Below are 20,694 nucleotides of genomic sequence, written 5' to 3'. Positions count from 1 at the left end.
TCTGAACCATGGCTGTCTCTCTTGCTTGCGCCCAGATTTAAGGTGCGTCGCGCCCAATTACCAGACGAGCCGGTCGCGCCCACGAAATATTGCGTCGAAAGCGTCGGCAAATTGGCGCCCTTGTGCCGCGTGCAGGGCGCGCCCCGCCAGCATGGTGGTCGGCGCCCGTGACCCTTTGATCGCCCTGATCAATATACGCGTTGCAGCCTCCCCCGGTCGGGGACACAGCGGCAATATGGCAACGCCGCCAAAACGTTTTTCGAATGCACCAAGCAGGCTGCCCAGCGATTCGAGGGGATAGATAAAAATGATCTCGCCACCCGGCGCCGCGCTGGCGGCGGCGGTTTTGACCCAAAAGTCGAGCATTTCGGCGCGCATGTGGCGCGATTCGGCTCGCCCGGGATCGGTGGCCAATGTTCCCGCCGTCTCCGCAAAAAACGGTGGATTGGCGATAACGCTATCAAAATGATCGGTTCGCAACCCGGCGGCCGCCCGCACAGCGCCCTTGGCGGCAACATCGAGCGCCAACGTTTGAGCACGGTCAGCAAAGCCGTTGGCGGCGATATTTTCTTTTGCCAACAATAACATATCCATGTTGTGATCGAGCAAAGTGGCCCTGAGTGCCGTATTATGCGCTAGACTGACCAGGCTCGCCGTGCCGACACCGGCGCCCAAATCGAGCAACGTCCGGGTGGTCGAACGGGTGGCGGCACCGAGCAAAACACTGTCGAAACCCGCCCTAAAGCCGTTGCGCGGCTGCGACACTATGAGGCGGCCGTCGAGAAAGGCATCGCGCGTCGGCGTTTGGTGTTTTACAATTTGGCTTGGCTGGTCTAGGGACATCGCACCCAATTGGCCGGTTTTCAGGGCAACCTTATAGGTGCTCTGGCTGGTGTCTCAACCAGTTTTGCTGTCCCAGGGCAAAGATGAACGGTGTGGTCGTGTCGGTTCTGACGCAAAAAAAGCTAGAAATTGAGCCCAGCGCCATTGATCGGCTGCTGGAAAGTACGGCCTTGGACATGGCCAAGGTCAATGAGTTGATCCTGGCCCGTGCCGATTCCCATGTCGAAATGGTGCCCGAGCCTGGCTCGCTATCTAATCGATAGTGGCGGCAAACGCCTGCGGCCCATGTTGACAGTGGCCTCGGCGGCCCTGTTCGGTGGCGGCAGTGGAAGCGCCATCAATTTCGCGGCGGCAGTTGAGTTCATGCACAACGCCACCCTGCTCCACGATGATGTTGTGGACGATAGCGACATGCGACGCGGCCGTCCCGCGGCGCGGATGATCTGGGGCAATCAGGCCAGTGTTCTGGTTGGCGATTTCCTTTTGGGCCAGGCCTTCATGATGATGGTGGAAACGCGCGATATCGACGCTTTGGGTGTTCTGGCCGCTGCGGCCGCGGCCATGGCGGAAGGCGAAGTGCTGCAATTGGCCAAGACCGGGGATTTGAGCACTACCGCCGAGGATTATGCCGCCGTAATCCGCGCCAAGACCGCGACCTTGTTTGAATCGGCGTGCGAGGTCGGTGCCATGGCCGGTGGTGCCGACAGTTCTGGTCGCCGGGCCCTCAAGACCTATGGCCTGGAATTGGGCAATGCCTTCCAATTGGTCGACGATGTACTCGATTATCGCGGCGCGGCGGATACGATCGGCAAGAATCGTGGCGATGATTTGCGCGAAGGCAAGATGACGCTGCCGGTCATTCTGGCGCTGGCCGGGGCCAGCAAAGCCGACAAAGAGATCATTACCGCCGCCCTGGGCGATGCCGAGGCCAGCGCGGCAACGGTTGAGCGCGTCGTCGAAATTCTGGAACGACATGACACGCTGGCCCGGACGCTGGATCAAGCCCGCGCCCATGCGAATGCGGCGGTTGCAGCGCTTGGCGTGCTGCCGGTTTCAGCGTTGCGCGACCTGCTGGCCGATGTGGTGCGCTTCAGTGTGTCGCGCGCCTACTGATCACGGCACGATCAGCGGCGCGGCAGTCACCCAATAATTTGCCAGATCGGCGCGGAGTTCATGAGCAGCCTGATGGGCCTGAGCGTTGGAGCCGAACAGGCCAAAGACCGTCGCCCCTGACCCTGACATGCGGGCCAGCATACAGCCGGGTGCCTCGGCAAGCCTTTCGATCAGCATCCCGATTTCTGGCACGATCTTGACCGCCGGTGGTTGCAGATCGTTGCGGGTTTCAGCCAACCAGATTCCCAGCTGCGCCGGGCGGGTCATTGGCGACGGTAACGTTGGCAACGGATAGTTGTCATAGCCGTTCAGGCGTTTGAATATGTCAGCGGTGGAAACCCCGATCAGAGGATTGACCAAAACAATGTGACAGCTCGGAAACTGGGCCAGCGGTGCAATAATCTCGCCGATGCCGCGCGCCAGCAGCGGCTGGGAAATCAGGCACGCGGGCACGTCGGCGCCCAGTTCGACAGCCAGTTCGAACAGTGCCGCATTGTCTATAGTGCCAGTGCCGAGGCGCAGCATCAAGCGCAGCGCCGCTGCCGCATCAGCAGAGCCACCGCCCAAACCCGCCGCTATGGGGATGTTCTTGCGCAACTCCAACGCCAACCCATGGGGCACATGGTCTGGCCAACGCGTCCTGAATGCGGCAACGGCGCGGGCCACCAGATTGGTCGATCCGTCTCCCAGGCCCTGACTGAACGGGCCGGTGATGGTCAGCAAATCCGCTTCGGCGAGACTGGCATGCAGTTCATCTGCGACCTCGGCGAAAACAAACAGGCTTTCGATCTCATGATAGCCATTGTCGCGCCGTCCGGTCACGTGCAGCGCGAGGTTGATCTTGGCGGGTGCTGTTTCGACCGCCAGTGGTGCCGTCCCCACCTAGTGGGCCGGGGGCTGATCGCTGGTGGGGCTATCCTTGCCTGTAGGCGCGGACTGCTTGACGGCCTCGGGGGACTTTTTCTTCTTGGTCGTGGGTGCAGGTGCTGTCGCGTCCGCAGCCTTGGCTGGCGTGCCGATTGCCGCGTCGGGGATGGAAACCTGCGGGTCGGGCGTATGTTCCAACAGTTTTGGCGCAACGCGCGCCGTTACCGCGCCGACCGTATCGACAGCCAGGGCGATGGTCCATTGGAACCGCGCCTCCAATGTCCGTCCGACCTTGAGATAGGCGTCGCCCAGATGATCGTTGATTTCGGGATCGTTGGGCAAAAGCTGCACGGCTTTTTCAAGTGTTGCCACGGCCTCGTCGTCACGACCCAGCTTGTAATAGGCCCAGCCCAGACTATCGATGATGTAGCCATCCTGGGGCGAAGCGTCGACGGCCTTCTTGATCATGTCCAGAGCGCGCTCCAGATGCATGTCCTGATCGATCCAGCTATAACCGAGATAGTTGAGAACGGCGGGTTGATCGGGCACCAGTTTGAGCGCCTTTAGAAAGTCACTCTCAGCCTTTGGCCACTGCTTGGACCGCTCATAGGCAATGCCGCGCACATAATAGAAGCGCCAATCGGTCGGGTGCTCACCGCCCGTCAGGGCTAGCGCCCTGGTATAGGCGATTGCCGCATCATCATATTTTTCATCGTAGCGCAGCATGTCGCCGAGCACAGAAACAGCGTCCAGATTATCGGGTTGTTCAGCAACAACGGCGCGCAATTGCTTCACCGCCCCAGCGCGATCACCAAGGGCATCAAGATTTTGCGCCACCCGAACCGTCGCAGTAGATCGCATCATCGATTGGGGCGGGACGGTTTGGTAAAGCTCATTGGCCATGGCCTGCTGGCCATTCTGGTCAAACAATTGACCCACCGCCAATTTGATCACGTCGGACGTCGGGTCGAGATAGAGCGCCAACCGCAAAAAGACCAGTGCGAGTTCGGTGCTGTTGTCGCGTTGCAGTGCCACACCAACGCCGTGATACATTTCGGCGGCGCCGATCAGGGCGCTGGTGGTGAATTTGCCGGGATGTTTGCGCGCGGCGATTTCCTGCTTCACCCGCGTCACGACCGGATGCGACAATCCTCTGGCTTCGAAATTATCGATGGCGGCTTCGGCCTCATCCCATTTGTCGTTATCGGCATAGACACGGGCGTAAACCTCAACGATACGGGCCACATAGGGCTCGGCCTCCAGCGCCTTGGCGGCCAGATCCATTGCCTTGGCGTCATTGCCTTCGGCTTCGGCCATCAGGGCGCGATGAAATGCCAAAAAGTCCTCAAGTCCGTTGAGCGACAGTTCCTGTAGCAGGGCCTCGGCCTTGTCAGGCTGCTTGTCGCCGATAAAGGCCCAGGCGCGCAGGATCGAGCCGGTAATGGCGGTAAAACTGTCCTGGCTGACGGAGGACAACATCTGCTCGGTCTTGGCAAAATTCCGGTTCTTTAACGCTTGAGTCCCTACCAGCACCTTGGCCAGTTCGTTGGTTGCATCCAACTCGAGTAGGCGCTTGGCCATATCAGCGGCTTGGTCAACCTGCCCGTCGCTGGCAAGCGCGACCACGGCGCGTTCGACAATGACCCGACTGTCCCAATTGTCGCGGGCCGCCGCGCCAAAATAATCCGCAGCCTCGTGGGTGCGCAAATCGTGCAGCGCCTGCTGTCCGGCAACGAAGCTGCCGCTGGGGCTGACACCTGGGGTCAGGAAATCGGATATGATCGAGGCGATCTTGGAATCAGCGTGGGCCGGGGCGATAGCGCCGCCAAGGGCAACAGCCAATAGCAGCGGACGCACCAGACGGTTCAAAAGCTTTGTCACGAGGCAATATTCTCCCTTGGCCACCAAGGCCACAGTTTGACACAAAGATTGTCTAATTTAGGACTGCGCCGCAAGGCCACACGTAATTGTGTGATCGCACTGTTATCGAAACAGCCCCACATCGGGCTACATGCCGACGTAATTGGGCCCACTACCGCCCTCAGGCGGCACCCAATTGATGTTCTGCGCCGGGTCCTTGATATCGCAGGTCTTGCAGTGCACGCAGTTGGCGGCATGAATGCGAAAAATCGGCGCTTCGTCCTTGTCATCAATTTCATAAACGCCCGCCGGGCAATAAAGCGGCGCGGGTTCGGCATATAGAGGCAGGTTCGTTTGGATGGGCACGGTTGGATCGGCGAGTTGCAAATGCACTGGCTGGTCCTCATCATGGGCAATATTGGCCAGATAAACCGAGGCGGCGCGATCAAACCGGGTTTTTGAGTCGGCGCGCTCATAGGTGCGCCCGGCTACCGCGCTTTCGGGTTTGAGCGTAGCGAAATCGCCCTTGGCATGCTTGAGCGTGCCCAATAGCGAACGGCCCAACACGGCTCTGGTCCAGAGTTCAGCCCCGGCGGCAACGACGCCGGCGACGGTGCCAAGGCGCGACCATAATGGCTTGACGTTTTGCACGGCCCGCAACTCGGTTTTGATGCCCGTAGCAAAAATCGTTTCGGCAAAGTCTTCGATCAAATCATGCTGGCGCCCGGCCTCGATCGCCCTTGCCACAGCGTCGGCAGCACCAATGCCTGAGAAAATCGCATTGTGAATGGCCTTGAGGCGCGGCGCATTCATGAAACCGGCCGCGCATCCAATCAGCCCGCCGCCGGCAAAAGCCAGATGCGGCACCGATTGCCAGCCCCCGGCGGTCAACGCGCGTGCGCCATAGCTCAGTCGCGTCGCCCCTTCGAGCAGTTTGGCAATGGATGGGTGGGTCTTGAAGCGCTGGAATTCGTCGAACGGCGACAGTGTCGGGTCGGCATAGTCAAGATGCACCACCAGCCCCAGATAGAGTTTTTTATCTTGGGCATGATAGGCAAATCCACCGCCAGAGGTGCCATTGTCCAGGGGGAAACCCATAAAGTGGTCAACCTTGCCCGGCTGATGGTGATCGGCTGGAATGTCCCAGATTTCCTTGATCCCCAGCCCGTATTTTTGCGGCTGCTGCTCGAGATCATGCGCCCCGATGAGCTTTTTGGCCAATGAGCCGCGGGCGCCCTCGGCAATCAGGGTATATTTGGCTTCCAGCGCGATACCGGCGGCAAAACCGGGCTTTTCATTGCCCGCTCGGTCGCGCCCCAGATCGCCCGTGATGATGCCGCGCACCGGCCCGCTCTCATCGCCCAGCACATCAACCGCCGCGGTCATGGGGAAGATATCGACGCCGAGATCGGTGGCCTGTTCGCCCAACCAGCGCACCAGATCGCCCAGACTGATGATCACGCCATTTGCTGTTTTCATCTGCGGCGGCAGGGCAAAATGGGGGATGGTGAAATCGCCGATCGCGGTCAGATAATGATAGTCGTCGCGGCTGACATCGGGCCCGACCGGCGCGCCCATTTTGCGCCAATCGGGCAATAGCGCATCCAGCCCCACCGGGTCCATCACCGCCCCCGAAAGGATATGGCCGCCGATTTCTGCGGCTTTTTCAACCACGGTGACGCTGATGTCGGCATTGATCTGCTTGATGCGAATGGCCGCGGCGAGGCCAGCCGGTCCGGCGCCAACGATCAAGACATCAGTTGACAGTATCTCGCGGTCGCCAGCGTTTGCCATGCAATTGCCTCGGAATTAGTCACTATTGGCCGCTCTGGGATGATTTTGGCGGAAATCCTGGATCGGACCGGCAAATTCCGGTGACCTCATTTGCGGATCATGCTCTAACAGAAATCATGGTAAAAGATCGACCCCTCAATCACGCCGAGATGGTTTCGGTGCTCGAATGGTATCGGGACGCCGGGGTTGACCTGGCGGTGCTCGACGAGCCGGTGGATCGATTTGCCCAAGCTACGGCGCCGGGGCGCCGCATGTCGCTGCCACCCAAAGCGGCAACGCCGCCACCCCCACCCCGATGGTCACATCGATGGCGGCGGATCCGGCCGAAGCGCGCGCGCTGGCGGCAAGCGCGCAAAGCCTTGAGCAATTGGCAGCACTATTGGGTGCTTATGACGGGTGCGGCCTCAAGCAACGCGCGACCCAATTGGTATTTGCCGATGGCAATCCTGCCGCCGAGATCATGCTGATCGGAGAAGCCCCGGGCGCCGAAGAGGACCGACAGGGCAAGCCGTTCGTGGGCAAGTCCGGCCAATTGCTCGACCTGATCCTTGCGGCTATCGGCTTGAACCGGACCAATGTCTATATCGCCAACACGGTGCCGTGGCGTCCCCCAGGCAATCGCGCGCCAACGCCCGAGGAGCCTGGCATTGTGCCTGCCATTTCTGGTGCGCCAGGTGGAACTGGTGGCGCCAAAAGTCATCGTCACCCTGGGTGGACCGGCGATGCAATCGGTCTTCGGGGTGACCACCGGCATTCTCAAAATGCGCGGCAAATGGGACACGATCAGTCTTGGCACCCACAGCGCCGAGGCCATGCCTACCTTGCACCCGGCCTACCTGTTGCGCTCGCCTGCTGCCAAACATCAGGTCTGGGCCGACATGCTGGCACTCCGCCAAAAGCTGAATTCTCTCGGAATTTCCCAGAGATAGGCTGACAAATCAATCCTGCTCGCCTTATGGTCGTTGCAGTTGATTTGCCAACCCTACCAGCCGCCGGAAACTCATCATGGCCTCGGTTATCAAGATTTATGCCCTATTCCTTGGCTCGGCGCTGCTGATGTTCGGCGGCGGCCTGCAGGGATTGCTGCTATCGGTGCGCGGCGCCGAAGAGCATTTTTCGCTGCTGGCGCTTGGTCTTATCGGCACTGGCTGGTCGGTGGGGTTTGTCGCCGGTTCGATCACCGTGCCGCTGGTGGTGCGCAAGGTCGGTCACATTCGCGCCTTTTCGGTCATGGCGGCCATTGGCACAATCACCATCCTTCTCAACCTGCTTTTGATCAATGATATCAGCTGGATTCTCCTGCGCGCGCTATCGGGCTTCTGTTTTGCCGGTGCAGCGATGATTGTTGAGAGCTGGCTCAATGAAGTGGTCGACAATCGCAATCGCGGCACGATATTTTCGATCTATGTGACCATCAATATGGGCGCCTCGACCCTGGGGCAGATCGCCATGTCGATCACCGGGGTCACCGGTTTCCTGCCGTTCGTCATTGGCGCCATCAGCTTTATCTGTGCGGTTTTGCCGACCGCCCTGACATCGAGCCCGCAGCCGCGCCCGCTGGCATCGGCCAAGCTCGATATCGGGCTCTTGTACAAAACCTCGCCGGTGGCCGCGATTGCGGCGTTTTCGGTGGGCATGGCCAACGGGTCGTTTGGTACGCTGGCCCCGGTGTATGGCTACAGGCAGGGTTTGGACGCCAGCGGCATCGCCTTCCTGTTCGCGTTGACCGCCCTGTTGGGCGCCGCCGCGCAAATCCCGTTCGGGCGGCTATCAGACAAGATCGACCGGCGGCTGGTGCTGATCGGGCTGTCGGGTGCCGCCGCTGTAATCGGCGCCCTGACTGTCCTGATCAATCCGGGCAGCAGCTGGATCATGTATGTGCTGTTTGCCGCCTATGGATTTTGCGCCAATCCGATTTACGCGGTGGCGGTGGCCCATGCCAACGATTTTGCCAAGGATGGCGATTTCGCCAAGATCGCTGGTGGCATGCTGTTGATATTGGGGATCGGGTTGGCATTGGGGCCCATCGTTTCGTCGATGATCATGAATGCCTATCATCCGGTGGGATTGTTTATCGTCACCGCGGTTTTTCACGGCACACTGGCGATCGCGGCGTTCTTGCGCATGCGGGTCCGGGCCAGTGTTGATGCGGCGGATCGCGCGCCGTTCCAACCGATGGCCAATGACAAGCAGGGCACGCCTGAATCGGTGGCGCTGGACCCTCGCGCCGACGGTGACGCGGTGGTCGAGATTGATGATATTGACCTTGATGCAGCGATAAAGGATGGCGATGTTTAAGGCAGCACTGGATCCCAGCCGCAATTTCAAGCCGCTCAATATCGGCATCATTGCGGTGTCGGACACGCGCACCCTTGATACCGACACGGCGGGCGCTCTCTTGCAATCGCTGCTTGAGGCAGATGGTCACCATTGTGCCGGTCGGCAGGTAGTGCGCGACAATATCCAGTTGATCCGGCAGTCGGTGCAAAACCTTGTCGCCGAGCCAAGGGTGGACGTGGTGCTGACCACTGGCGGCACCGGCTTTTCAGGACGCGATGTGACGCCTGAAGCGATCGAGCCGCTGTTTGACAAGCGCATGGACGGGTTCTCGGTACTGTTCCACCAATATTCAGCAACCACGGTGGGCACCAGTTCAATCCAGTCGCGCGCCACGGCTGGGCTTATCGGCACCACATTCGTTTTTGCCCTGCCCGGCTCGCGCGGCGCCTGCCGCGATGCCTGGGAAGGGATATTGAGCCACCAGCTCGACTATCGCCACAGCCCCTGCAATTTTGTCGAACTGATGCCTCGGTTGGACGAACGCTAACGCGCGATGGCCGCAAAATGATCGGCGATCACCGCCGCCAATACGCGCCGCGCCTCGTCCGCCTTGCCCGCGTCTGTCCCATTTTGATCGGCCAGCGTGATCAGCGCCTTCCATAGTGCCCAGCCGCGCGCCCGCGCCCAACAGGCGAAATCGGCATTGATGGCGCTTTTGAAATTTTTTCGACAATCGGCAGCGAACAAGGTCCAGGCAATCACCAGATCGCAGGCATAGTCGCCAACGCCAACGCCGCCAAAGTCAATGACCGCACACAATTGGCCGTTGGCGACCAGCAGATTGCCAGCACTGATATCGCCGTGCACCCAAACGGGCGTACCGCTCCACGGCGCGTTCAATGCGGCATCCCATATGTTTGTGGCGGCGTGGGCGTCAATAGTGCTGCCGAGTACTGCAAGGGCGTCGCGGACCGCCGAGTCATAAATGCCCAGCCAGCCACCACGATGAAAATTATGTGCTCCAGCCGGTGGCCCGCCTGTGGCATCGGCCTGGTGCAGGGCATGTAGAAAGTCGGCAAGATCGCGCGCAAATTTTTGCGGATCATGGATGCGCTCCAGCGTCGCCGTTTCCCCGGCGATCCAGCTATATATCGACCAGGGCGCAGGAAATTCGGTGCTGGACTGGCCAAGTGCGACGGGGTGCGGTATCGGCAGGGGCAGGTGCGGGCCGAGGCGCGGGAGCCACTTTTGCTCCTTGGCAATCTGAGCGACATAGCGGTCGGCGCTCGGCAGGCGAACGTTCATGGTGTCGCCCAGATGAAATGTCCGATTGTCCCAGCCACCGGTCGCGACCGGTGTTACCGGCAACGCCGCCCATTGAGGAAATTGCGCCCCTACCAACCGGCGTACCAGCGCCGCGTCGATCCTGAACCCCTCGATTGACCCGGTGCTACTCAATCTGCATTATCCGCCTGTTGACGTGTCGGTAAATACCGCCAATTGCGCGGCGAACGCCCGCTTGTAAGCAGGTCGCGCTTCGCCGCGGGCAACATAGTCGGCAAGATTTGGATATTCGGTCAATAAGCCCGATGGTTTCAACCGGAGCAGCACCGACACCATCATCAAGTCGCCAGCGCTGAATGCACTCTCGAGCCAGACAGCATCGCCCAGGTGACGGGATAGTTGATCCAATCGGTTCCGCACTCGATCTTTGACGAGTGGCAGGCGTTGCTCGGCCCAGGGTTTGTCACTCTCTAAAATTCTGGCGATTGAGAGATCAAGAATCGGTGGTTCCACAGTATTGAGCGCGGCGAACATCCAGGTGATGGCACGCGCCCGGGCGTCCGGACCCTCCGGCAAAAGGCCCGAATGGCACTCGGCTATATGGAAAATGATCGCCCCGGTCTCGAACAGGACCAGGTCCCCTTCTTCATAGGTTGGAATTTGCCCGAAGGGATGAAGCGTCAGGTGCGCCGGTTTCTTCATCTCGGCAAAGGACAGCAGACGAACCTCGTATGGCTGGCCCACTTCTTCTAGCGCCCAGCGAACGCGTGTGTCACGCGCCAGTCCCGCACCGCGGTCGGGCGATTTTTCGAAGGCGGTGATGGTAATGGGCATTGCGCGGGTCATTTTAGTTTTTCCTCTTAACTCAATTTATGGGCTTTGATTGACCTGTTCGGCAAGTTTGGCGGTATCCAATGGTATTGGCCGGCGATGGCGCGGAGTGGTTTTGCATCCCGTTTCATGGGCCAACGGTCTCAATCACTCACATCACTACCATACCGACCAGTTGGTATGTCGTCTAGTCAGAATTGATCCAGTTGCCGTGACCAACAGCAGACGCCACCCGGTGGTAACCAGCCCGCCACCCCCCTCACCGACTTTCACCCCGGGCTCGACCCGGGGCCCATCGTGAAGTTTTTCCGCCCGCTAGATCGCCTGTCGACCCACTATCCCGTGTTCTCACAATGGATCCCCGCCTTCGCGGGGATGACATTCAGAGTTTGGTATGGCCCCGGCGAAAATGCCTCCGCTATGGCGTCAGCACCAAAAACAAAACAAAAATATCCCCGCCCCCTCAACGCTCCCGCATAATCCATCCCAGCCTTGCGCCAGAGCGCGATCATGACGAGTGATGAGTGCGGGGTGGTCGGGGGTCCGAAGTCGTTTGGGCCCAGGTTCTATTTTGGTGCCCCGTTATCTTCCCTCGCCGGGATAACGTTGAGCGCTGCAGCGCCAAGACAGGTGCAGCGACAACGCGGGATCATGGCCGTTACCCGCCAAGCGCCTCTATGGAATAAAAAATCCGGCCGCTGGGGCGAGACCTGGTCTCACTCAAACAATGCGGAAGACCCGCGACGAGACAAGGTCTCGCCCTGGCCGCTCACTGCGGCAACTATTTGAGGAATAAACCGGCGGCCCACTATGGGCCAACCGGGGCTTTGGCGCGGCTGGTCGCCGCGTCAAATATTGGTCAGTGCTGGAACATGCGCTCGAGCGCACCGGGTTCATTGTGCGTGGCCAACTCGTCCATGATGGTGGTGCTGGCCTCGTTCATACCGATGATCTGCGCCTCGACCCCTTCGCGGCGGAATTTCAGTACCGCCATATCGATGGCGCCGACGCCGGTCAGGTCCCAGATATGAGCATTGGACACGTCGATCTTGGCGCGTTCAATGGGTTCTTTGAAATTGAACGCCTTGAGGAAATCTTCGGCAGAGGCGAAAAATACCTGACCCTCGATCACATAGGTCCGTTCGCGACCATCCTCTGACAGTTGCGACTTGACGCGGAAAATCTGCGCCACTTTCCAGGCAAAAAACAGCGCCGACAGCAGGACGCCGACGCCGACGCCGAGCGCCAGATTATGCGTCCCGACCACGGTAGCAACCGTTGCCAGCATGACGAGACTGGAGCGGCGCGGATGCTTGCGCAGATCAGCAAATGATTTCCAATTGAAGGTGCCGATTGACACCATGATCATGATGGCCACGAGAGCGGGCATCGGGATGATTGCCACCCAATCGCCGAGCACCAGCAGCAGGAACAAAAGGAAAGCACCGGCCACAAAGGTCGACAGTCGCCCCCGCCCGCCCGATTTGATGTTGATCACTGACTGCCCGATCATGGCGCAACCGGCCATGCCACCAAGAAAGCCGGTGAAGAAATTGGCAACACCCTGCCCCATACACTCGCGATTCTTGTTGCTGTCAGTATCGGTCATCTGGTCAACGATCGAAGCGGTGAGCAGGCTCTCGAGCAAGCCAACTGCGGCGACCCCGATCGAATAGGGCAAGATGATCCAAAGCGTTTCAAGCGTGAACGGCACGTTCGGGATCAAAAATGTCGGTAGCGCTGATGGCAGTTCGCCCAGATCGCCAACCATGCGGATATCAGGCTGCAAGACAATGGTAAGGATCGTCAGAACAATGATGCTGACCAGCGGCGATGGCACCAGTGTGGTCAGGCGTGGGAACAGGTAGATGATCGCCAGGCCGCCCGCGACCATGGCGTAGGTCTGCCAGGATTGATCAATCAGCTCGGGCAATTGGGCCATGAAGATCAGGATGGCCAAGGCGTTGACGAACCCGGTCATGACCGAGCGCGACACGAACCGCATGACGTTACCCAAGCGCATATAGCCGGCAAACACTTGTATCACGCCAGCAAGGATGGTGGCCGCCAGCAGATATTGAAGCCCGTGATCACGTACCAGCGATCCCATCAGCACAGCGGTTGCCGCCGTTGCCGCCGAGATCATGCCGACGCGGCCGCCGGTAATCGAGATGATGATGGCGATTGTGAAGGAAGCATAGAGGCCGACCTTGGGGTCGACACCGGCAATGATGGAGAAGCCGATGGCTTCAGGGATCAGCGCCATGGCCACAACCATGCCCGCCAGTACGTCGCCACGGATATTGGATAGCCAGTCGCGGCGGAAGGTTTCGGTAAAATTCATAAGCGAGGTCCAGACAGCATGAGTGGGCTGGTTGCGCCACTGATTGGCGAAGCCGGCCCGACAAGGCGGTTACTTGCTGATTTATCCGGCGGATTGGCGGCCGGAAGAGCCACCCGGGATCGCACCGGGTCCGATGAGTTGCGCCCTTTTGCCCTGTAAAGCTGCAAAACGCAAGTCCGGCTGGGCCCGTTCAAGTCCAGTCGGTCGCAAATATCCTCAACTATTGTATTTTTCGGCGGATTGCCCATATCGAGGTAGCAGGAGTGAGCCCGAGCGCTGGAGTAATTGTTCCAGTTCACAAAGCAATCAACTTGCTGTAAGAAGCGCTCACCTCGAAAACTTGCTGAGAGGGTGGTCTCTGGGGAAACCCGGTTATCATGTCAGCAACTATCTCAATATGCCCCATATGAGTCCGGTCGAGCACCTCGTCCCCTCAAGGCGGCTGCTCAGGAGCCCAGATGGCCAAAGAAGACGTTCTCGAATTTCCAGGCGTAGTGACCGAATTACTTCCCAATGCGACCTTCCGGGTCAAGCTGGAAAATGATCACGAGATCATCGCCCACACTGCCGGCAAGCTGCGCAAGAACCGCATTCGCGTTCTGGCGGGCGACAAGGTTCTTTGCGAAATGACGCCCTACGATCTTACCAAGGGTCGTTTGACCTACCGCTTCCGCTAAGCCGATCAGGCGGATGCGCGTTCAAGGGTACCGCGCATCCTAGTGTGCTCCATGGGCGGCATCATTGTCGGGTTTTCTGACAAAGAATGCGCCCATAACGGTCAGAAGCGAGATAATCGCGCCACATAGGAATGCGGCGCGAATACCGCCCGCCGCCGCCGTAATCGGTTCGGCGCCCCCATTGGCCAGATTCAGCGTTTGCGCGGTCATCAAAGCCACGAACAGCGCCGTACCCGCAGCGCCGGCAACCTGTTGGGTCGTGCCGATCATGGCGCTGCCATGAGAGTAAAGGTGCGGTGGCAGCGATCCAAGGCTGGCGCTGAATAGCGGGGTGAACAGCAGTCCCAGTCCCACACTCAGGGTCAAATGCGTGCCCAGCAGCAAAATAATGCTGGTGTCCTGGGTGACGGTTGTGAAAAACCACATCGCAGCGCTGACCAGCGTGGCGCCCGGCACAAGCAGCACCGTTGGGCCATATCGATCATAGAGCGAACCAACGGTGGGCGCACACAGCCCCATTACCAAGCCACCGGGCAACAATAACAGGCCCGTCTGCAACGTGGTGAGCCCGACAACGTTTTGCAGATAGATCGGCAACAGGATCATTACGCCGAACAAGGACAGCATCAACAGAGCCATCATTGCCACCGATACCGAAAAGTTGGTGACATTGAGCGTTCTTAAATCCAGCAGGGCCGCTTCGCGCTTTTGCAGCGACAATTGGCGTAGCACAAAGATGATGATCACGGTCGTACCGACAATGATCGGCACCCAAGCGGTAAGCGCCGAACTTTCTCCCGCACCGGCCTCACCGACGCCGCTCAACCCGTAAACCAGTCCGCCGAACCCGATTGCAGCCAATATCACCGACAGGATATCGATTGGCGCGGCGCGGGGCGTGGAGACATTTCGGATTTTTGCATACCCCAACGCCAGCGCGCCCAAAGCGATTGGTAGCACCAGGATAAACATCCAGCGCCAATCCAGAACACTCAGGATCAGCCCCGAAATCGTTGGGCCAATGGCCGGGGCAACCGAGATCACGATGGAAATATTGCCCATTGTCTTGCCCCGCGATTTTGGCGGCACCAGATGCATGACCGTGGTCATGAGCAGGGGCATCATGATTGCGGTGCCGCTGGCCTGGACAATCCGTCCAATCAACAATGATGCAAAACCGGGGGACGCGGCGCAGATCAGGGTGCCAAGGCTAAACAGTGACATCGCCAGAACAAATACCGGTCGCGTATTGAGCCGCTGCAGCAAATATCCGGTCACCGGAATCACCACCGCCATCGTCAGCATGAACGCTGCAGTCAACCACTGGGCGGAGCTCGCTGTAATATCCAGCGCCACCATCAGACGTGGCAACGCCACACTCATGATGGTTTCGTTGAGAATAACGACAAATGCCGACACCAGCAGCAGCAGGATTACCAACCTGTTGCGTGCACCGATCTCCTGCTCGCTCAACTCAGGAATTGTTACTTCGGGGGTCATAGCGGATCTCGATGCTCATGGGATCCCTTTGAGAATTTTGACCAGTGCCGACGCACCAATCACGGTAGACGCAAGCGGCGATGACATCCACCTTCATGCCGACATTGTCAAGCGGGGAGCAACGTCGTCGGCATACTGGACAATCCTGCTATAGTTCTTGTTTTGTTCTCATGCAACTGCTATTGTTGGAAGAACGTTAACCGTGAAACGATTCCAAATTGTGTCACGTGCAGGAGAGCAGACATGGCCCTCTATCAGGCCCCATCTTTTGAAGCGCTGGAACGGTTGAGCCTTGAGCCGGGACGCTGATCTGGCGCGCCGTGAGCCTTGTTGATCCGCGACGCAATCGTGGTCGTGGCGCCCAATCCAATCGATCTGGCCGCTTCGAGAAAGTCAGTCGGGAAGGGTTTGATGATGGCTGGGGCAGTGTCGAGCCGCTGCCATTATTCGAAACCGTTGAGCATCTGGAGCGCGCCAAGTCAATTATCAGCGCCAATGACAGTCCCGATATCAATTTCGAACGCTCGATCAATGCTTATCGGGGGTGCGAGCATGGGTGTTCATATTGCTTTGCCCGTCCGACCCACAGCTATCTTGGCCATTCTGCCGGGATTGAGTTTGAACGTGATATTTACGTGAAGACCAATGCGGTGGAGGTGTTGCGCGCGGAACTTGGTGCGAAAAATTACAAAGTCAAACCCATTGCCATGGGCACCAATACCGATCCTTACCAACCGGCCGAACGTACCCACAAATTGACGCGGAATATTCTGGAAGTGTTTCTGGAAACCAGACACCCGACGATGATTACCACCAAGTCCGCGCTTATCGTGCGCGATCTGGATCTGTTGAGTGAACTGGCCAGGCATGGGCTGGTCAAAGTTGGCATCTCAATGACGTCGATGGACCACAAACTCAGCCGGAAGATGGAACCCCGCGCGTCCAGCCCGGCGCGGCGGCTGGAAGCGATCAGGCTGTTGAGCGACGCGGGTGTACCGGTCGCCGTGCTGGCGTCGCCGATGATACCGGCCATCAATGATATGGAGTTGGAGCGAATTCTCGACGCGGCAGCGGCGCAGGGTGCCCGTGGGGCGGCGATGATCCTGTTGCGTCTGCCGGGTGAGGTTCGCGACGTGTTCCGTGAGTGGCTGTTGCGGCATTTTCCGGATCGGGTACGGCATGTATTGTCGCTTGTGCGTGATACACGCGGCGGTCAGGACAATGACGCGCGCTTTGGAAGCCGAATGCGCGGCGAAGGGGCCTATGCAACCCTGTTGCGACAGCGGTTTGAAAAGGCAAGAACCCGCTATGGCCTGGACGAAAAGCTACCGAGCCTGCGGACCGACCTGTTCGAGCCGCCGCGCCTTGAAGACCGGCAGATGAGCCTGTTTTAGGTTGGCTTAATATTGTGCCAGTTTCCGCGCATAGCTTGCCATGAAGTCGAGAGAGGCCGTGACCCCACGCAGGGAAAAGCGGATCGTGCGGCTGTCAGATTCGGCGCCAATTATCGGCAGCGTCACGGTCATTGCGGTACGTGCTTTCATTGATGCGAGCAGGTCTTCACGCAACTGGTCGTTGACGACAAAATACTGATTAACCGTATTGTAGCGCGTTTCAAGGTCGGCTGCGAGATTCAGCGTAACCGTTGGTGCGCCGTTAAACCCGATCGATATCGAGTGGACAGGGTCGATCTCGGCGCCATCGGTGGAAGCGTCCGTAATGGCGATGTCGAGGGCGCCCGTCAGGCGATTGAGCAGCAAGGTCAGTTTATAGGCTGGTAGATTTGCAGCATTGAGCGCGGTCGATCCGGTACTGGCAAAACAGGAAAAGCCGTAATAGGTGCTGGCGCTTTCATCGATCGTGTCGGGACAGATTGCGAGCCAGTCCTGGCTATAGTCGCGCCATTCGCCATAGGGGTGGTGAAATGGTTCTGCGACCAGCGGTTGGTTGAACATCGCCAGCAGCCCAACGGCGGCTAGAAATCGATGTATTGGCATCTGGGCATCTCCGCGTCAGCTTCCTATTGGCCTCGACATACATCAGTGATAACCCGGCAAGGACCAAGTCCCAACCCGACGCCTTCACGATCACGCAGCAAAGTTCTGATGCATGACCAGAGAATCGAAACCCATTCAAATACCCGATTTTTCTTGTGAAAGCGCTGCGATGGCACGGGGCGCCAGAATTATTGCGGGCATTGACGAGGCCGGGCGCGGGCCGCTGGCGGGTCCGGTGGTGGTGGCCGCTGTGGTGCTCAACGCCGACATCATTCCGACAGGCCTGAACGATTCCAAAAAACTGAACGCGCGCCAGCGCGAGGCGCTGTTCGATCATATCGTAGCCAGCGGCGCGGCAATCGCGGTGGTGGCGGCACCGCCCCAAATCATTCAGACACGCAATATTCGCGGCGCCACTTTGTGGGCGATGGCCCAATCGGCCAATGGCCTGTCGCGACAACCCGATTGCGCGCTTATCGATGGCCGCGACGTGCCGCCGGGCATGCCCTGCCAAAGCGAGGCGCTGATTGGCGGCGATGGACGCAGCGTTTCGATTGCTGCCGCGTCGATCGTGGCCAAAGTCATGCGGGATCGCATGTGTGCGATTATGGATTGCGATGCGCCACAGTTCGGGTTTTCAGGGCACAAGGGCTATGGCACACCCCAGCATCTTGCGGCGCTTGGCGCCCATGGTCCCTGCCGTCACCATCGGGCTGATTTTGCGCCTGTGGTGCAGTTCCGGCTTGGCTTCGCCGGCACTGCCTGAGGCTTTAACCTATCGCTAACCAATTGGATTAGTTGATCTTTAACCCTAAGCGCCTACAACGGGATTGTTAGTACTGCGTTAGGGTTAAGTAGATGTTGCGTACCGCGCGTACGGCCGAACCGGCCGCTGCGGAGAAGGCACAAGGCCTTCCCATAGATACCATCCTGGTGGGCGATTGCATCGACCACATGAATGCCCTGCCCGCGGGCTCGGTTGATCTCATTTTTGCCGACCCGCCCTATAATTTGCAATTGGATCAGGGTTTGACGCGGCCCGACCAGAGCAAGGTCGACGCGGTGGATGATGACTGGGACAAGTTCGACAGTTTTGCCCACTATGACAAATTTTCCCGGGCCTGGTTGAAAGCGGCACGACGCCTGCTCAAGCCCGACGGTGCGCTGTGGGTGATCGGCAGTTACCACAATATATTCCGGGTGGGGACGGCGCTGCAGGATCTCGATTTCTGGATGCTCAACGACATTGTGTGGCGCAAAGCCAATCCGATGCCGAATTTTCGCGGCACGCGCTTTACCAATGCCCATGAAACATTAATCTGGGCCGCCAAAAGCCAGAAAAGTCGGGTGACCTTCAACTATGAGGCCATGAAACTGGCCAATGACGACACGCAAATGCGCAGCGACTGGCTATTTCCCCTGTGCACGGGGAACGAACGGCTTAAGAACGAGGATGACGAAAAAGTTCATCCAACCCAGAAGCCCGAAGCCTTGCTGTTCCGAATTCTGAATGCAACGACGAAGCCGGGCGATATCGTGCTTGATCCGTTTTTCGGCACAGGCACCACCGGCGCGGTGGCGCGCAAACTGGGGCGCCATTTCATCGGCATTGAACGCGAAGACACCTATATCACTGCCGCCCTCAAGCGGATTGCCACCATCCGACCCGGCGTTTTCGAGGCACTGCAGTCGGTGACACCAAAGCGCAAGGAAACGCGGATTCCATTCGGTTCGTTGCTCGAACAGGGCGTTATTGCGCCCGGGGCGACATTGTTTGACACCAAGCGACGCTACAGCGCCATGGTGCGTGCCGATGGTTCGCTGATTGCTGGCAAGCATCAGGGTTCAATCCACAAGGTCGGCGCCTTGGTTCAAGGGGCGGAAGCGTGTAACGGCTGGACGTTCTGGCATCATGAGATCGACGGGACAATTGCCCCGATCGATGACCTGCGAAGCAATATACGCGCCAAACTTGATTTGCTTTCCGCCTGATTTTGACCTCCAATCACCTCAGGCTCAAACTGACCGCCGGTTTGCCCCGGCGGTTTTTGCATTGTGCCGCAGGCTTGACTAAATCGCCCGAACGAAATAGAACATATCAAGAACATTTACGCCTCAATAGACTAGTTTTAATTACGTATCCAAGAGTGGAGATGGATGGTGTCGGAAGACAAGTTGCACGGAAGTTGTCAATGTGGTGTCGTCGAATATGAGGTTTCAGGGCTAGATCTGACGCAGAGTATCACCTGTAATTGCTCGCGATGTCAGCGGTTGGGATCAGTATTGGCATTTGCGCCACGTTCCAATTTTACGCTGATAAAGGGGAATGACGCGCTCAGCGAATATTTGTTCAACAAGCATGCGATCCGCCATCAGTTCTGCAAGATCTGTGGGATACAAAGTTTCAGTTTTGGAGCAACCCCTGATGGTGGCGAGATGGTAGCGGTCAATGTAAATACGCTGGACGATGTCGATCCACGGCAGTTGCAGTCCACACATGTCGATGGCCGGTCCTCTTGAGGCGACCGAAGCCAATTTGAGACAATCTACGACCCGCCGATTGCGCCGGGCAATTCAGTCTGATTTTGACCTCCAATCATCTCAGGCCCAAACGGGCCGCCGGTTTGCCCCGGCGGCTTTGTTTACCTCTGGCAGTCGAACTATGCGCGAACAGAAACCGTCAAGATCACCATCGCTGTCGGTGGCAGCCGCGGATAAAATTCCTTTTCCGCAATTAACGGCATCTGAAGTTTTTCCGGGTAGGTTGAAATGTCTTAAGGAGTATTGTCATGGACGTTTCACGCCAAATTGCAGGATTTATGATCGGAGCATTGTGCACGATGGTGCCGATGGCCACAGCCCAGGGCGCCGAAACCGATTTACCCACGCTTACGGTAGAGGGCACGATTTCGGGATCACCAGGGTCGGTCGTTTTTGATCGCGATCAGCTTGAAGCCATTGGCATGGTGTCAGTAAAAACCTCTACCCCTTGGAATGAGGGTGTCGTGGATTTTGAAGGCGTCCCGATGACTCGCCTGCTGGAAGCGGCGGGTGTCAGTGGTGAGTCTCGCCACCGTTACCGCCCTGAACGACTATAGCGTCGATATTCCGGTTGCCGATTTTTCCCAGTTCAACGTCATTCTGGCTATCAAGCGGGATGGCGACTACATGCCGGTCAATGATCAGGGTCCATTCTTCGTCATCTATCCATTTGACAGCGACACGGTGCTGCAGGGTCAGCCCTACCATGGACGCGCCGTATGGCAGGTCAAAGCGATTGCAGTCGAGTAGTTAGGTGGCTCGA

General features: G+C 58.4%; 19 protein-coding genes, 1 pseudogene and 1 other annotated feature. Of the genes and pseudogenes, 11 read left to right on the top strand and 9 right to left on the bottom strand.

The features are described 5' to 3' along the window. Positions 1-57: 57 nt before the first annotated feature. Positions 58-765 (bottom strand): tRNA1(Val) (adenine(37)-N6)-methyltransferase, encoded by a 708-nt coding sequence (locus PSQ19_RS18525; protein WP_282218954.1) that lies wholly within the window; start codon positions 763-765, stop codon positions 58-60. Positions 766-926: 161 nt separating this feature from the next. Here PSQ19_RS18525 and PSQ19_RS18520 point away from each other — a divergent pair. Then, positions 927-1,956 (top strand): annotated as a pseudogene (locus tag PSQ19_RS18520) (polyprenyl synthetase family protein). Here PSQ19_RS18520 and PSQ19_RS18515 read toward each other — a convergent pair. The 3 genes from PSQ19_RS18515 to PSQ19_RS18505 all read right to left on the bottom strand — a co-directional run bounded on the left by PSQ19_RS18515 (position 1,957) and on the right by PSQ19_RS18505 (position 6,477). Continuing rightward, the gene (locus PSQ19_RS18515; RefSeq protein WP_282218953.1) at positions 1,957-2,838 is read right to left on the bottom strand and encodes a 4-(cytidine 5'-diphospho)-2-C-methyl-D-erythritol kinase; all 882 of its coding nucleotides are present in this window, start codon (positions 2,836-2,838) and stop codon (positions 1,957-1,959) included. After that, the gene (locus PSQ19_RS18510) at positions 2,839-4,704 is read right to left on the bottom strand and encodes a tetratricopeptide repeat protein (protein ID WP_282218952.1); all 1,866 of its coding nucleotides are present in this window, start codon (positions 4,702-4,704) and stop codon (positions 2,839-2,841) included. Between the two features lie 126 nt (positions 4,705-4,830). After that, positions 4,831-6,477 (bottom strand): electron transfer flavoprotein-ubiquinone oxidoreductase, encoded by a 1,647-nt coding sequence (locus PSQ19_RS18505; protein WP_282218951.1) that lies wholly within the window; start codon positions 6,475-6,477, stop codon positions 4,831-4,833. 307 nt (positions 6,478-6,784) lie between these two features. Between PSQ19_RS18505 and PSQ19_RS20100 the strand changes: the two genes are divergently transcribed. The 3 genes from PSQ19_RS20100 to moaB all read left to right on the top strand — a co-directional run bounded on the left by PSQ19_RS20100 (position 6,785) and on the right by moaB (position 9,304). Then, on the top strand, positions 6,785-7,411 hold the full coding sequence (locus PSQ19_RS20100; RefSeq protein ID WP_456077513.1) for a uracil-DNA glycosylase: 627 nt from the start codon (positions 6,785-6,787) through the stop codon (positions 7,409-7,411). Positions 7,412-7,482: 71 nt separating this feature from the next. Beyond that, the gene (locus PSQ19_RS18495; RefSeq protein ID WP_282218950.1) at positions 7,483-8,775 is read left to right on the top strand and encodes an MFS transporter; all 1,293 of its coding nucleotides are present in this window, start codon (positions 7,483-7,485) and stop codon (positions 8,773-8,775) included. Then, positions 8,768-9,304 carry a molybdenum cofactor biosynthesis protein B gene (gene moaB / locus PSQ19_RS18490; RefSeq protein WP_282220749.1) on the top strand — a complete coding sequence of 179 codons (537 nt, stop codon included), beginning with the start codon at positions 8,768-8,770 and terminating at the stop codon, positions 9,302-9,304. Before PSQ19_RS18495 ends, moaB begins: the two co-directional genes overlap by 8 nt. On the opposite strand, the gene PSQ19_RS18485 is transcribed toward moaB, so the two are convergent. The 3 genes from PSQ19_RS18485 to PSQ19_RS18475 all read right to left on the bottom strand — a co-directional run bounded on the left by PSQ19_RS18485 (position 9,301) and on the right by PSQ19_RS18475 (position 13,216). Further along, complete coding sequence (locus tag PSQ19_RS18485) at positions 9,301-10,215, bottom strand: aminoglycoside phosphotransferase family protein (RefSeq protein ID WP_282218949.1); 915 nt, start codon at positions 10,213-10,215, stop codon at positions 9,301-9,303. The two genes, moaB and PSQ19_RS18485, sit on opposite strands and share 4 nt — an antisense overlap. Before the next feature lie 6 nt (positions 10,216-10,221). Further along, positions 10,222-10,875 (bottom strand): glutathione S-transferase family protein, encoded by a 654-nt coding sequence (locus PSQ19_RS18480; protein ID WP_282220748.1) that lies wholly within the window; start codon positions 10,873-10,875, stop codon positions 10,222-10,224. An 856-nt stretch (positions 10,876-11,731) separates the two neighbouring features. Beyond that, the gene (locus tag PSQ19_RS18475; protein WP_282218948.1) at positions 11,732-13,216 is read right to left on the bottom strand and encodes a SulP family inorganic anion transporter; all 1,485 of its coding nucleotides are present in this window, start codon (positions 13,214-13,216) and stop codon (positions 11,732-11,734) included. A gap of 79 nt (positions 13,217-13,295) precedes the next feature. Continuing rightward, positions 13,296-13,351 (bottom strand) — a sequence feature (sul1 is cis-regulatory element that is thought to sense ions involved in sulfur or methionine metabolism; They are found in Alphaproteobacteria). Positions 13,352-13,674: 323 nt separating this feature from the next. Here PSQ19_RS18475 and infA point away from each other — a divergent pair. Continuing rightward, a complete protein-coding gene (gene infA, locus PSQ19_RS18470; protein WP_282212039.1) occupies positions 13,675-13,893 on the top strand; it encodes a translation initiation factor IF-1 in 219 nt (72 codons plus the stop codon). A gap of 39 nt (positions 13,894-13,932) precedes the next feature. Here the strand turns inward: infA and PSQ19_RS18465 are convergent, their stop codons facing one another. Then, positions 13,933-15,393, bottom strand: coding sequence for a DHA2 family efflux MFS transporter permease subunit (locus PSQ19_RS18465; protein WP_282218947.1), 1,461 nt, complete (start codon positions 15,391-15,393; stop codon positions 13,933-13,935). A 320-nt stretch (positions 15,394-15,713) separates the two neighbouring features. Between PSQ19_RS18465 and PSQ19_RS18460 the strand changes: the two genes are divergently transcribed. Beyond that, positions 15,714-16,787, top strand: coding sequence for a PA0069 family radical SAM protein (locus tag PSQ19_RS18460; RefSeq protein WP_282218946.1), 1,074 nt, complete (start codon positions 15,714-15,716; stop codon positions 16,785-16,787). Between the two features lie 6 nt (positions 16,788-16,793). Here PSQ19_RS18460 and PSQ19_RS18455 read toward each other — a convergent pair whose 3' ends face one another. Further along, a complete protein-coding gene (locus PSQ19_RS18455) occupies positions 16,794-17,390 on the bottom strand; it encodes a hypothetical protein (protein ID WP_282218945.1) in 597 nt (198 codons plus the stop codon). Positions 17,391-17,559: 169 nt separating this feature from the next. Between PSQ19_RS18455 and PSQ19_RS18450 the strand changes: the two genes are divergently transcribed. The 5 genes from PSQ19_RS18450 to PSQ19_RS18430 all read left to right on the top strand — a co-directional run bounded on the left by PSQ19_RS18450 (position 17,560) and on the right by PSQ19_RS18430 (position 20,681). After that, positions 17,560-18,156 (top strand): ribonuclease HII, encoded by a 597-nt coding sequence (locus PSQ19_RS18450; protein ID WP_282218944.1) that lies wholly within the window; start codon positions 17,560-17,562, stop codon positions 18,154-18,156. A 92-nt stretch (positions 18,157-18,248) separates the two neighbouring features. Continuing rightward, positions 18,249-19,382, top strand: coding sequence for a site-specific DNA-methyltransferase (locus PSQ19_RS18445; RefSeq protein WP_282218943.1), 1,134 nt, complete (start codon positions 18,249-18,251; stop codon positions 19,380-19,382). Positions 19,383-19,547: 165 nt separating this feature from the next. Next, complete coding sequence (locus PSQ19_RS18440) at positions 19,548-19,910, top strand: GFA family protein (RefSeq protein WP_282218942.1); 363 nt, start codon at positions 19,548-19,550, stop codon at positions 19,908-19,910. Positions 19,911-20,179: 269 nt separating this feature from the next. Continuing rightward, positions 20,180-20,488, top strand: coding sequence for a hypothetical protein (locus PSQ19_RS18435; RefSeq protein WP_282218941.1), 309 nt, complete (start codon positions 20,180-20,182; stop codon positions 20,486-20,488). Further along, complete coding sequence (locus PSQ19_RS18430; RefSeq protein WP_282218940.1) at positions 20,451-20,681, top strand: hypothetical protein; 231 nt, start codon at positions 20,451-20,453, stop codon at positions 20,679-20,681. Before PSQ19_RS18435 ends, PSQ19_RS18430 begins: the two co-directional genes overlap by 38 nt. The last annotated feature ends 13 nt before the right edge of the window (positions 20,682-20,694 follow it).

Origin of the sequence: Devosia algicola, from assembly GCF_028816455.1 — a bacterium.
GTDB lineage: Bacteria > Pseudomonadota > Alphaproteobacteria > Rhizobiales > Devosiaceae > Devosia > Devosia algicola.
Note: the sequence above shows the minus strand (reverse complement) of the source record. Positions and strands in the feature narration are given on the sequence as shown.